The sequence below is a fragment of the Arthrobacter sp. TE26545 genome (assembly GCF_056279005.1).
Window position 1 is genome coordinate 1,842,655 of sequence record NZ_JBWBQM010000001.1, and the last position, 12,435, is coordinate 1,855,089.

A 12,435-nucleotide genomic window follows, 5' to 3' on the forward strand; every position below is an offset into this window, starting at 1 on the left:
CTGTGGCGTCCGCCCGGAGCCGGCAAAAAACTAAGCAAACTTACTAAAAGTCCTTGAATTGCTGCGGTGGCTCTGCTTCGCTGGAAGTGTGTCCAGCAAGAGGCACAACCGGTGTGCCTTGGCGGAATCTGCAGGCAATCGGAGGGACGTCATGAAAGTGGTCATTGACCGGAGGCGGAACCCGGAGCCCGTCGTCGAGGAGCTCCCGCAGGAAGCCGTGGATGTCGTGCTGGAGCACCTGGGCCGAGTGGGGCCCGCCGTGGCGTCGCTGCGGCGGGAATCGTCCAGGCTTGCCGAATGGGGCGAAGAACTTGCCCGCCGGCTGGTGACGGGGAAAAAGGTACTTGCCGCGGGTAACGGGGGAGACGCGGCCGAGGCGCAGCATTTCACCGCCGAACTTGTGGGGCGCCACGTGCAGGACAGGCAGGCATTTCCGGCGATCGCATTGCCTGCCGACACCTCCGCCGTTACCGCGATCGGCGACGATTACGGCTACGACGAAGTTTTCGCCCGCCAGGTCAGCGGGCACATACGCAGCGGGGACGTGCTTCTCCTCCTGTCCGCCAACGGGAACAGCCCGAACCTCCTCGCGGCCGCGGAAGCCGCACACAAGGCGGGTGCAACCGTTTGGGCGCTGACGGGCGCTTCGCCGAACCCCCTCGCCGGCGCGGCCGACGAAGCGATCTGCATCAACACGGATGCTTCCCACACCCAGGAGGCCCACCTGATCGCCATCCACGCGCTATGCGGTTGCTTCGATGCCGCGGTGGAGCGCTTCCGGAAGGAAGGGCGGATATGAGGATCGCGATGGTCCGCAGGCGATGAGATACCCGCGCAACTATTTTCCGGTGAAGCGTTGCTTCCATAAGCGCCTGCACCCGGGCGCCCAGCCGGCGGCGTTTGCGGCGTCGCACGCGGCCGGTGCCCGCAGGGGCAATGGTCCGGACTGGGACGGCGGGAAGACGCAGCGCAAGAAGGAAGCACAGCAATGAGGAACCCCCTTCGCCCTCTGTCGGACGGGACTTCAGAAAACGGGACTTCTGAAAACGAGCCGGGCGGATCCCGGTGTCGCCTTGCTTCCGGGTGGGAAATGCCCGGAGGAATGGAAATTGCCGCGCTGCCGGGGTGGCCGGTGGATCCGCCCCCCGGAGCCCCCGGCCTGAGGAGGAAAGAACAATGAAGCGCATGAGCGCATCTTTGGTCCATGACGGCATTCGGAATCCGGCGCACCCCGTGCCGCGGGACGCGGATGAAGAGAAGGCGAAGAGCGGCGAAACCGACGCCGCCCCGCCGCGCAACCTGGGCGGCGAATCGACTGGCCAACCCGGAACTGCGGGTTCGAAGGATCCCAGCGGGCCGGCGGAGGAAGCCGATGACGCGGTTCGGGACAACCGCCGTCTGACCACGAAACTGAGCCCCAGCGATTAGCCGCCCGGCGGCCGTGCGCCACCGGACAGTGCCCTGCCTCCCCGGAGGCAGGGCCACCCGGTCGCATCAGTCAACGTGTCCTTCCGTGATGCTTCCGCGCCATGCACCCGTTTCCACTTCCCGGTGCTCGATGAATTCCTTGAACTTCTGAAGGTCCTTCTTCACCAGGCGCTCGTCGAGGTGGGCACCCGCGCCCACCCGTTCGGCGGGCGATTCCGGCTCCCAGTCAAGGTCCACCGTGACTTCCGTTTCGGTGGGGCTGGAAGCATGGAAGGTGACCTCGCCTTTGTTGTGCGGGGTATCCACGCTTTCCCACGCGATTCGTTCATCGGGCACCTGGGTGGTGATCCGTGCATCGAATTCCCGGCGAACCCCTGCGAACCCGGCGATGAAGTGGACCAGAGCCTCATCGACCTGGCGGACTGATTCGATGCCGCTCATGAAGTGCGGGAACTCCTCGAACTGGGTCCACTGGTTATAGGCCCGCGCAAGCGGCACGTTGACGCGTACTGACTCGTGAACAGTGGCCATTGCAGATCCCTCCTGCGATCCCGGTCTGGCCCTGGACGGCTCAAGGGCCATAGGCCTCATTTCCACGCTAGGACCATCCACGGGACGGTTCAAGTGCTGCCGGGAAACGCAAAGCCCTCCTTGGGGCCCGCGGCCGGACGCATCGGTTCTCCGGCAAAGAGGGCCGCGATCTCCCGGTGCGGCAACATCTTCTGCCGGTATTCGCGGGCAAGGAGCTCCTGAGTCAGTGCCTGCGAGCCGGGATCGTTTCCCGCGATGGCGTCCAGTGCGTGCACCACCCGGAAATTGTGCGCGAAAGCATCCGCCGCAGTCTGTGCGATGCAGTTATGGGCGGACACACCCGCCAGCACGACGGTTTCGACCTGCCAGTTGCGCAGGCGCCACAGGAGGTCGGTGCCGATGAAGCTGCTGTCGCGCGTTTTGGTGAGCCGGGGCAGACCGGAGATGAGTAACCCTGCGACAAAATCAGCCTGGGTGCTACCGCGGTAAATGAATCCCTGCTGGTCGTCGAGCATGTTGAGGGTCCAAGTGGAGCGGTCCCGTTCATGCTCGGTCTTCACCAGGAGCACGGGAACCCCGTGGGAAGCAGCCGCTGCGATCAACGTGTTGCACGCGGCGGTGATCCTCTCGCGATGCATGGCGAGCACAGGGTCTTCGAAATAGGCGTTCTGCATGTCGATGACAAGCACGGCGATCATTGTGTCCTCCTTTCCAAGCCGGTGCCGGCAGTCCGCGTCACGCAAGCCAAGGCCCGGCCAGTCAACGATCAGTCCCCGTCGGCGGCCAGGAACCGTGCAAGGGCAGCCTCCCCGGGCCTGACCTTGCGGAGGCTCCCGTCGCGAAAGGCTGCCACGAGCCGTGGGTCGACGTAGGCATCCCTGGCCACTGCCGCCGTGTTGCCCAGCAAGGCGGCGGTCTCTCCGAAGGCCTTCGCCAGCGCCACCCGCGCGGGAACGTCCGCCGCAGTCCGCATCAGGGCCTTTGCCGCAGTCAGGGTTCCCTTCCAGGTCCGCAGATCCTTGGCCGTGAAACCGTCCCCGGCGGCGCGTCGGATGTAGTCGTTGAGCATCCCGGGCTCCACGGCGTTCCAAGTCCCTCCTTCCTCGAACACCAGCAGCACTTCGTCGGGTGCCCTGCCTGCCAGGGGTGCAAGGAAGGCGGCAAGGCGGTGGTCCGTGAGGGTGCATTCCCATGGCTGGCCGCTCTTGCCCGGGAACCTGAGCTGGAGCGAGTCGCCGCGGATGGACACATGGCTGCAGCGGATGGTGGTCAGGCCGTACGATCCGTGTTTTTTCCGGTAGTTCTCATCGCCGATCCGCAGCGCCCCCAGATCCATGAGCCGTACGGCAGCAGCGAGCGTGCGGGTCCTGGGGGACCGCGCTTCCCGCAGGTGCCGCGCCACGGTTCTCCGGAGCCGTGGCATGGCCTGGCCCAGCCGGGCGGCACGGGCGAACTTTTCGGCATCCTGCCTCTCCCGCCAGCGTGGATGGTAGATGTACTGGAGGCGGCCGGCGTCGTCAATCCCGGTGGCCTGGATGTGGCCATTGGCGAAAGGGCAGATCCATACCTGCCGCCAGGCGGGGGGTATGGCAAGGCCGCTGATGCGTTCGCGGTCCGCGTCGGAGACAGGTGCGCCCCTGGAGTCCCGGTAGCTGAATCCCCGGCCGGCCCGCCGCCGTCGGATGCCCGGGAGGGAAGGATCGCTGCGCTTAAGCCGCAGCATGGCGCTTGCTACATCCGCGCATACTTGGCTTTCAGGATCAGGAAGCAGCCGTAGCAGACCAGGCCAAGGGCGAGCGCCGCGAGGAGATAGGGTCCATAGGGCTGCTCGCGCAGTGCCTTGAGCCCGCCGTCGAGACCCGTTGATTGTTCAGGCTGCTGGCGCAGGGTGGCGAGGATGACCAGAAGTCCCCACCAGAAGAAGGGCGCATCCCTTGGAGGCGTAGCCGGCAACCCCGGCAGTCAGCACTACCCGCCGCGGAACCGCCTCGCCGGGAAGGAACAGGTCCTTGCGGAAGGAAGCGCGGACGCCGCGGACCGCGAAGAAGATGCCGGCCCCGATGATCGCTGCCCCCGCCAGGAGCAGGATCACCACGCCCGAGGGCGTGCGGATCAGTGCCACCGTGAGGTCGCTGCTGGACTCCCTGTTGCTCTTCCCGCTGCCGAGGGCGAAGGAGAGCAACGTGACCGACAGGAGGGCGAACACCACGGCTTGTGCCGAAGCGCTGACGCGGGCGGTGAGGGGCTTTGCGTGCGCCGAGGGCTTGCCGAACACCGCGTTCCCGGCCTGCCATAAGGCCAAGGCGGCGCAGGCCGAGAAACAGGCCCACAGCAGGAACGGGCCGCCGGGCCGTGCGGCCAACTGTGCGACCGCACCGCCGACGTCGGCCTCGCCGTTCAGTCCGCGGGCCAGTTGGAAAGCGATGGCGCCAACGAGGACGTGCAGCACGCCGCTCGCGGCGAAGCCCGCCCTGGCCGCGGTCTCCAATGTCCGGGAGTTGCTTGCGGCTTCGGCGGACTTGACGGCGGCCCTTGCTGCCTTGTTTGCGCCCTTGTTCACGGTGCGCTCCTGTCCATGGCGCGGCCCCCGCCACTTGATGGGCGGGAGCCGCGGTGTTGACTTTGCCTGATTCAGGGGCCGGTGTCAGAGGCCGGTGTCACGGGTTTCCCTGCGGGTGACCGCTTCCCCCGTTCCTGGATCAACGGACTGCCGGCTCTCACTGGTCCGGAGCCGGCGGCGTGGGCCCGCCCAGATCAGCGAAGCGATCAGACCGATGACTCCCACAACCATCAGGATGTAGCCGGTCATTTGCTGGTCCAGGAAGGGGACCAATCCCGGGGTAAGCGCGAAGGCGAGGATGGCGCCAAGCGCGATGAGGAAAATCGATGAACCTATGTACATGTCCGTTCCTTCCTGTGTCGGCTCCTTCGTGCGGTTACCGCCCGGGGCGGGCTTGTTCGGTGGTTTCCCGGGCGCGGTGGGTCATACGCCGTGCGACCGGCGTCCGTTCGTGTAGCTGAGGAGCCAGCCGATGGCCGCGATGGCCAGGAGGATGATTCCGACCCACAGCAGGAAATTCAGGGCCGGCGTGAAGCCGCCGACGAGCAAAAGAACAATAGCGATGACACCAGCAACGATTAGAAGGGTATTCATGATGGACGTTCCTTTCCTGGCGGGAACCGGAATTGCACCGCTTCCGCGCGCGTTATTCAGCAGTTGCGCATTGCTGCGCTGCGACCCTCGCAGGGCGCCCCCGCATCGTCCCAAGGATGGTCAGTGACGGCCGTACCGCTTCTTTGTCCTGTTCGTCCGTTTTTTCTGTTTCCGTACGGCAAGCCGTCCACAACTCACATGATGCCATTACTAAGCATGCTTATCAAGTTTGAGGGTGAGCCTCTGGCGTCCACAATGGATGGGTGACTTCACCGTTCCCCCTCGGCAAGGCCGGCACGCAGGCCATCTTCGACCTCGAAAGCATCGGCGCGGGCCTCGTGTTTGCCCGGTCCTTGCCGGATCTCGCGGCCGCGCTCACCGAGCCAGGCTCGGCCGCCGTTGTCCAGGCGCCGCCGGGAACCGGAAAGACCACCCTGGTCCCGCCCCTGCTGGCCGGGCTCTGCGCTGCGGGGAGCCGGCCACCCAGGGTTGTCGCGATCCAGCCCCGGCGCGTTGCTGCCCGGGCCGCGGCCCGGCGGCTCGCCGCCCTCCACGGAAGCCGGCTGGGGGAACTCGTGGGATACACCGTCCGCGGGGAGCGGCAGGCGGGGCCGCGGACCGCCGTCGAGTTCGTCACCCCCGGAATCCTGGTGCGCCGGCTGCTGGCCGATCCCGGGCTGGAAGGCACCGATGCGGTGGTCCTCGACGAAGTCCATGAGCGGGGCCTTGAGAGCGACCTGCTACTCGGCATGCTGGCTGAAGTACGTGAACTCCGCGGCGATCTCCGCCTGGTGGCCATGTCCGCCACGCTGGACGCCCCGCGCTTCGCGGCCCTGCTCGCCGGGCCCGACGGCGGCCCGCTTCCCGTGGTCGACTGCCCCTCCGCGCTGTACCCGCTGGAAACCGTGTGGGCACCGGCGCCCGTTCCCCGCCTCGACGGGCGCGGGGTCACCCCGGGGTTCCTGGACCACGTGGCCGACACGGCAATCGCCGCGCACTCCGCTGCCGTTGCCGCCGAACCCGGAACGGACGCCCTCGTGTTCCTGCCCGGCGTCCGCGAGGTGGGGCACGTCGCGAACCGCCTCCGCCAGAGGGCGGCCGGGGTGGAGATCCTGGAACTCCATGGCCAGGTCACCCCGGCGGCCCAGGACCGGGCTGTCTCGGGCAGGGAGCCGGGAGGGCCCGCCAGGATCATTGTGTCCACGGCGCTCGCCGAGTCCTCGCTGACCGTACCCGGTGTCCGCCTCGTGGTCGACGCGGGCCTTTCCCGGGAACCGCGCCGGGATTCCGGCCGCGGCATGTCCGGGCTGGTCACGGTGTCCTGCTCCCGGGCCTCGGCGGACCAGCGCGCAGGCCGGGCGGCGCGCCAGGGACCCGGCACCGTGGTCCGCTGCTACGAACAAAAGGCCTTTGCCGCGGCGCCGGCGCACCGTACGCCGGAAATCGCCGTTGCTGAGCTGAGCGGCGCCGCCCTGACCTTGGCCTGCTGGGGTGCACCCGGGGGAGCAGGGCTTGCGCTTCCGGACGCTCCGCCCCGCCTGGCCATGGACGAAGCCGTGGAAGTCCTGCGGGAAATCGGCGCTGTGGACGTTGCCGGGCACGCCACCGCCCTGGGCCGGGTCCTCGCCACCGTGCCGGCGGAACCCCGGCTGGCGCGGGCGCTGCTGGACGGGGCCGCCGTGGTGGGCAATCGCGCCGCCGCCGAAACTGTTGCGCTCGTCGCCGGGGAACAGCGTGCCGCGGGGGCCGACCTTCCCGGGCTCCTGGCCGCGTTGCGGCAAGGAGCGGACCCGGCTTCGAAGCGCTGGGCAGACGACGTCCGCCGGCTGGAGGCACTCGCGCGGGAGGAGTCGGCCGCCGTCGCCGCTTCCACCCTGCGGGGTGCATTCGAAGCGGTGCCGGAGGGGAAGGAAGCAGTGGCATTCGTCGTGGCCCTCGCGTACCCGGACCGGGTGGCGCGGCGCGTCCCGGGTGACGGGGCGCCGCAGTATCTGCTGGCGTCCGGAACCCGGGCCGGTCTGCCCGCCGGCAGTCGGCTGTCCGGGCACGACTGGCTCGCCGTCGCCGAGGTTTCCCGGGCAACGGGGCGGGACGCAGCAGGCACCGGGGCGGTCATCCGCTCCGCAGCGCCCATTCCCGCCGAGGCTGCGGAAGCCGCCGCCGCCCATCTGCTGGAGGACGCGGTGGACGCCACCTTCGCGAAAGGCAAGGTGACAGCCCGCCGGGAGCGCCGGCTTGGGGCGATCGTGTTGTCCTCCACGCCCGTGCGGCCCACCCCGGCGGAAGGTCGCGCCGCCGTCGCCAGGGCCTTGGAAGCCCAAGGCCTGGCGACGATCGGGTGGTCGCCTGCGGCGGATGCATTGCGCCGCAGGATGGCCCTGTTGCACCGTGAAATCGGTGCGCCCTGGCCGGAGGTTTCCGAGCGGGCGCTCCTGGCGCGTCTGGAAGATTGGCTCGCCCCGGAACTGGAAGCATTGGCCGGCGGCGCCCCGGCCGCCGGGATCGACCTCGCCGAGGGGCTGCGTCGCCTGCTGCCCTGGCCCGAGGCCGCCCGCTTCGCGGAGCTTGCGCCGGAACGCCTGGAGGTGCCCAGCGGATCCCGGGTCGCCATCGACTACCCGGAGGCGGAGGCCGACGGCGGCCGGCCAGTGGTTGCCGTCAAGCTGCAGGAATGCTTCGGCTGGGCCGGCACGCCGAGGATAGCCGCCGGGCGGGTGCCCGTGCTGTTCCACCTGCTCTCACCGGCGCGCCGGCCCCTGGCAGTGACCGACGATCTCGAATCCTTCTGGGCCGGCCCCTATGCCCAGGTCCGCGCCGAAATGCGCGGCCGCTACCCGAAGCATCCCTGGCCCGAGGACCCGTGGACGGCGCCCGCCACGGCCCGGGCCAAGCCGCGGGCCTAGCCGGAGCCGCGCCGGAGCCGGGCCGGAGCCGCGCCGGAGCTAACTATTCCGGCGGATGAAGGCGCTCACGGAGGGGGCCAGCGAGGCGCCCAGCTCGGCGGCGCTGCGCTTTACCCCGGCCACCTCAAAGGTGTGCCTGCCGCCTTCCCGCCACTCCAGCACGGCATTGGGGCCGATCCTTGCGACGACGCCTTCCAATACCTCCGGCGTCATGAAGGTGTCCTTGGTGCCCTGCAGGAACAGCATGGGCACGGTGATCCCGTACAGGTGCTCGTCGCGCAGCTTGTCCGGCTTGCCGGGCGGGTGCAGGGGGTAGCCAAGGTAGATCAGCCCGGCCGCGTGCATGCCGTCGGCCACGGCCATCGACGCCATGCGGCCGCCGAAGGACTTGCCGGCCGCCCAGAGCGGCTCGCCGGCCGAGCGCGCCTGTGCTTCGGCCATGGCCGCCCGCCACGTGGCGATCGCCAGGGGCGGGCGGTCCGGAAACTTCCTGCCGGCCTCGCGGTAGGGGAAGTTGAAGCGCAAGGTGGCAGCGCCGTCGTCGTTCAAGGCCCGCACGAAGCCGCCCATGAACGGATGATCCATACCCGCGCCGGCGCCGTGCGCCACGAGCACCGTGGCGAACGGGTTCTCCGGCCGGGCGTACCGGGCAGAGACGGGCGTGCCGTCCACCTCGATGCTGATGGCCTCCTCAGCCGTGCTCATTCGAACCTCGACGGGTCGCCGGTACCGCGGCGCACCACTTCGGCGGCGCCGCTGGAGAAATCGACCACGGTGGTCGGCTCTGCGCCGACATCCCCGGCCTCAACGACGGCATCCACCACGTGGTCCAGGCGTTCCTTGATCTCCCAAGCCTGGGTCAGGGGTTCGTCTTCGCCGGGCAGCAGGAGGGTGCTGGACAACAGGGGCTCGCCGAGTTCGGCGAGGAGGGCATGGACGAAGTTGTGCCGGGGAATGCGCACGCCCACGGTCTTCTTCTTCGGGTGCATCATCCGGCGAGGTACGTCCTTGGTGGCCGGGAGGATGAACGTGTAGCTCCCGGGCGTCACGGCCTTGATGCTGCGGAAGACGTCGTTGTCGATCATCACGAACTGGCCCAACTGCGCGAAATCCTTGCAGACCAAGGTGAAGTGGTGCTTGTCGTCGAGCTGGCGGATCGTGCGGATCCTGTCCAAGGCGTCCTTGTTGCCAAGCTGGGCTCCAAGGGCGTAGCACGAGTCCGTGGGGTAGGCGATCAAACCGCCCGACCGCACGATTTCGGCAATCTGGGAGACCGAGCGCGGCTGGGGGTCCTGCGGGTGGACGTCGAAGAATCTGGCCATTCCCCGAGCTTACGGCAGGCAGCCCTTCAGGACAGGACATCTCAGGACAGGACATCCTTGCTGGTGAACCGGCCGTACGCGACGGCGCCGGCGGCCAGGATGTAGCCCGCCTGCAGCAGGGCGTTGTCGCCGAACGTCGTCCAGGAGATTGGCTGGCGCAGCAGATCGGCGAAACCCAGCCAGTAATGGCTGAACAGCCACGGATGCAACCACTCCAGTTGCGGCAGGTTGTCGGCCACCTGGGACACAACTGACAGCACGACTGTCGCCGCCATGGCACCTACCGGGATGTCGGTGAAGGCCGAGATTGCCAGGCCGATTGCGGCAAGCCCCAGGAGTGACACCGCAATGTATGCGGCGATCAGCAGGGAGCGCAGCAGGGCCTCGCCGACGTCGACGGTGTCCCCCGAGAGGAGCGTCACCGGCCCCACCGGGAAGAGCGCGACGCCGGCCAACGTGCCGACGGCGGCGACGGTCACCGGCGCAGCCAGGCAGAAGACGGCCGCGGCGGCGTACTTGATGAGCAGGAGCCGGACGCGGCCGGCGGGGGCCACCAGCAGGTACCTGAGGGTGCCGAGGTTCGCTTCTCCGGCGATGGTGTCGCCGGCAACGACACCTACCGTGATGGGCAGGAACAGCGGCACGGACACCAGGAGTGCCGTCATGCCCACGAAGAGCCCGTTCTGGGAAATGCGGTCCAGGAATGCCGGGCCACGTCCCGGTGCTACAGGATGTGAGCTGAGCCGGACCGCCGTGGCTATGAGGATTGGAATCGCCGCGAGGGCGAGCAGCATGGCCCAAGTGCGGAGCCGCCGGAACAGCACTGAGAGTTCGGACGCCAGGAGCGCCCACGAACCCGAGCCCGCTCCCGCCGCCGCAGATGCGGGCCCGGGGGAACCGGGAGTCGAAGCTTCCCGTGCGGCCGCCACGGCTTCATCCTGCAACGTCGAACCCCTCTCCGGTCAGGGAAACGAAGCGCTCTTCGAGGCTGGCGTCTTCCACGCTGAAGCCTTGCACCCGCACGCCGGCCGCCACGAGGGCGGCCACGATATCTTCCGGCGCCACCTCGTGGCCCCGGGGACTGGTGCTGAACAGCCCGCCATGGTCTGCACCCCGCAAAACCCCTGCCGGATCGGTTTGCAGGCCCAGGCCTGAAAGGACGCGGGCCGCTGCGGCAACATCCGGTGTACGCAGCATGATCCTGGCCGTCCCGGCCGCGCGCAGCTCACGAAGCGTGCCCTGGGCCACGAGCTTGCCGACGCTCATGACACCCACATGGGTGCACATTTGTTCGACTTCGGCGAGCAGGTGGCTGGAGACGAACACCGTGGTGCCGCCGGCGGCCAGCGATCGCACCAGGCTGCGGACCTCCCGTGTTCCTTGGGGATCCAGGCCGTTGGTGGGCTCGTCCAGGACCAGCAGCTCGCGGGGCCGCAACAGGGCATTGGCGATTCCCAGGCGCTGTTTCATTCCCAGCGAGTACGCGCGCACCTTCTTGCCGGCGGCGTGGGACAGCCCCACGCGTTCCAGGGCCTCATCGACGCGTGCGGCCCGCGTGCTTCGCGGGGCGTGACGGTCCGCGGAGTCCAGCCTGCGCAGGTTCGCGGCTCCCGAGAGGAAAGGGTAGAACGCCGGTCCTTCCACCAGGGCGCCGACCTCCGGCAGGACGGCCGCCAAACCCGCCGGGATGGGCCTGCCAAGGACCCGGATCTCGCCGCTTGTTGCGGCGGCGAGGCCAAGCAGCAAACGGATGGTGGTGGTCTTCCCGGAGCCGTTGGGGCCCAGGAAGCCGAAAACGGAACCCCGCGGAACGGCGAGGTTGATGGAGTCGACGGCGGAGCGGTGGCCGAAGCGCTTGCTCAGGCCGTCACTCTCTATCGCCAGTCCAACTGACCCGGAAGTGTCGTTCATTGTGGGGCGGCCGCGGCCTGCAGCCGCTCAAGCGGCACCATTCCCGCGAACACCCGTCCGTCGTCGAGCATCAGGACCGTCACCAGGCTGGTAGTGAGGACCCGGCCGCCGGGCACGGCCTGCGTGAGCTGGGCGAGCGCAGGAGCGGAGCGGACGTCGGCAGGAACCATTCCTGCGGGGAAGCCCACCACCGCGTCCCAGCCCTTGCCGGTGAGGGTGGGCTGGGCCGCAGCGGGCTGCATCCCGGGAACGGGGTGTTTGGTGCCCGGAACCGGAGCCATGGGTGGACTTGTCTTCTCCTCCACCGAGGCACCCCGCGGCGGCGTGAAAGTGAACACGGACGATTCGGGGGCCGCAAGGCTGATGTCGCTGAACACGAACGAGAACCCGGGGGCGGCCTGTCCCCGCGCCCGCAGGTGGATTCCGAGCGGCAGGCCGGAGGCGGAGTCGACGGCGACAGTCACCGAATCGACCAAGGTCTCCGTACTGCGTGGCCTGAGGACCAATTGGTAGGCCGTACGGCCAGCCACGATGGCTGCGTCGCCGACCGTCACGTCGGTGCTGGGGTCGACGGCGGCGAGGAAGCGCTGGGCGAGGGCCTCAGGAGTCGCTATTCCCGGTGTCTCTGTTCCCGGTGTTTTCGGGTCGTGGCCAGCCGGTGCGTTCCCGGGAAGTAGGCGGGTTCCTGGTGCCGTGGCGTCCGGCAAGGTGATGTGGGCCGCACTGTTGTCCGCCGAGTTGTAGAGCCAGAGGTCGCTCCCGTTGCGGACGACGTCCCGCTCGGCGAGCGTGTCCATGATTTGCAACCGGACCTTCGACGGTCCATCCAGGTAGATCCGGGCGGTGTGCGGGGTGCCCAGCAGTTCGATCACGGCACCAAGGCCCTCGCTGGCACCCTGCCGGGCAGAAGGGAGGGGTCCTGCCGCGGGGAGTTGCGGAAGCCCCAGTTCAGATGTCTGGCGGAGTGTTCCAGACAGGGCGCGGACATCCGAATGGCCCATCATGGCAATGATCTCCGCGGCCGACTTCTGCGGGAGGCTGACGGCTGCCCCGGCTTGGTACGAACCGGCCAAAGCCGCGGCCGTCAGGACTGCAGGGACCAGTGCGGCCGGCAACCAGCGCCACCACGTACGGGTCATGGCAACCTCCCGGACCACCCGTGACCGGACCACACGCCAGCGGCGGT

Annotated in this window: 15 protein-coding genes; 3 read left to right on the forward strand and 12 right to left on the reverse strand. The window is 68.6% G+C overall.

Features of this window, described 5'->3' with window-relative positions; all coding sequences use genetic code 11:
• Window positions 1-151 precede the first annotated feature (151 nt).
• Entirely contained in the window at window positions 152-799 is a 648-nt protein-coding gene (locus ACZ9CK_RS08180) for a D-sedoheptulose-7-phosphate isomerase (protein ID WP_476049726.1), read from the forward strand.
• Between the two features lie 386 nt (window positions 800-1,185).
• Entirely contained in the window at window positions 1,186-1,428 is a 243-nt protein-coding gene (locus ACZ9CK_RS08185; protein WP_476049727.1) for a hypothetical protein, read from the forward strand.
• A 66-nt stretch (window positions 1,429-1,494) separates the two neighbouring features.
• Here ACZ9CK_RS08185 and ACZ9CK_RS08190 read toward each other — a convergent pair whose 3' ends face one another.
• From ACZ9CK_RS08190 to ACZ9CK_RS08220, 7 genes are all read right to left on the reverse strand, one after another.
• Window positions 1,495-1,959, reverse strand: coding sequence for an SRPBCC family protein (locus tag ACZ9CK_RS08190; protein WP_426303325.1), 465 nt, complete (start codon window positions 1,957-1,959; stop codon window positions 1,495-1,497).
• Between the two features lie 89 nt (window positions 1,960-2,048).
• The gene (locus ACZ9CK_RS08195) at window positions 2,049-2,657 is read right to left on the reverse strand and encodes a cysteine hydrolase family protein (RefSeq protein ID WP_426303326.1); all 609 of its coding nucleotides are present in this window, start codon (window positions 2,655-2,657) and stop codon (window positions 2,049-2,051) included.
• 68 nt (window positions 2,658-2,725) lie between these two features.
• Window positions 2,726-3,682, reverse strand: a complete 957-nt coding sequence (locus tag ACZ9CK_RS08200) for a DNA topoisomerase IB (protein ID WP_476049728.1) — start codon at window positions 3,680-3,682, stop codon at window positions 2,726-2,728.
• An 8-nt stretch (window positions 3,683-3,690) separates the two neighbouring features.
• Window positions 3,691-3,912 (reverse strand): DUF1206 domain-containing protein, encoded by a 222-nt coding sequence (locus tag ACZ9CK_RS08205; RefSeq protein WP_476049729.1) that lies wholly within the window; start codon window positions 3,910-3,912, stop codon window positions 3,691-3,693.
• The gene (locus tag ACZ9CK_RS08210; protein ID WP_476049730.1) at window positions 3,830-4,519 is read right to left on the reverse strand and encodes a DUF1206 domain-containing protein; all 690 of its coding nucleotides are present in this window, start codon (window positions 4,517-4,519) and stop codon (window positions 3,830-3,832) included. Before ACZ9CK_RS08210 ends, ACZ9CK_RS08205 begins: the two co-directional genes overlap by 83 nt.
• 84 nt (window positions 4,520-4,603) lie before the next feature.
• Window positions 4,604-4,861: a DUF6458 family protein gene (locus tag ACZ9CK_RS08215; RefSeq protein WP_426303329.1), complete on the reverse strand. Its 258-nt coding sequence runs from the start codon at window positions 4,859-4,861 to the stop codon at window positions 4,604-4,606.
• Between the two features lie 81 nt (window positions 4,862-4,942).
• Complete coding sequence (locus ACZ9CK_RS08220) at window positions 4,943-5,113, reverse strand: hypothetical protein (RefSeq protein ID WP_426303330.1); 171 nt, start codon at window positions 5,111-5,113, stop codon at window positions 4,943-4,945.
• Window positions 5,114-5,376: 263 nt separating this feature from the next.
• On the opposite strand from ACZ9CK_RS08220, the gene hrpB reads away from it, so the two are divergent.
• Entirely contained in the window at window positions 5,377-8,016 is a 2,640-nt protein-coding gene (gene hrpB / locus ACZ9CK_RS08225) for an ATP-dependent helicase HrpB (protein ID WP_476049731.1), read from the forward strand.
• A 39-nt stretch (window positions 8,017-8,055) separates the two neighbouring features.
• Here hrpB and ACZ9CK_RS08230 read toward each other — a convergent pair whose 3' ends face one another.
• Genes ACZ9CK_RS08230 through ACZ9CK_RS08250 form a run of 5 tightly spaced genes read right to left on the reverse strand, consistent with a single transcriptional unit; the run spans window position 8,056 to window position 12,388 of the window.
• Entirely contained in the window at window positions 8,056-8,721 is a 666-nt protein-coding gene (locus ACZ9CK_RS08230; RefSeq protein ID WP_476049732.1) for an alpha/beta hydrolase family protein, read from the reverse strand.
• Window positions 8,718-9,338: an L-threonylcarbamoyladenylate synthase gene (locus ACZ9CK_RS08235; RefSeq protein WP_426303333.1), complete on the reverse strand. Its 621-nt coding sequence runs from the start codon at window positions 9,336-9,338 to the stop codon at window positions 8,718-8,720. Before ACZ9CK_RS08235 ends, ACZ9CK_RS08230 begins: the two co-directional genes overlap by 4 nt.
• 41 nt (window positions 9,339-9,379) lie before the next feature.
• Complete coding sequence (locus ACZ9CK_RS08240) at window positions 9,380-10,267, reverse strand: ABC transporter permease (RefSeq protein ID WP_476049733.1); 888 nt, start codon at window positions 10,265-10,267, stop codon at window positions 9,380-9,382.
• A gap of 4 nt (window positions 10,268-10,271) precedes the next feature.
• Window positions 10,272-11,249 (reverse strand): ABC transporter ATP-binding protein, encoded by a 978-nt coding sequence (locus ACZ9CK_RS08245; RefSeq protein ID WP_476049734.1) that lies wholly within the window; start codon window positions 11,247-11,249, stop codon window positions 10,272-10,274.
• On the reverse strand, window positions 11,246-12,388 hold the full coding sequence (locus ACZ9CK_RS08250; protein WP_476049735.1) for a LolA family protein: 1,143 nt from the start codon (window positions 12,386-12,388) through the stop codon (window positions 11,246-11,248). Before ACZ9CK_RS08250 ends, ACZ9CK_RS08245 begins: the two co-directional genes overlap by 4 nt.
• Window positions 12,389-12,435 lie beyond the last annotated feature (47 nt).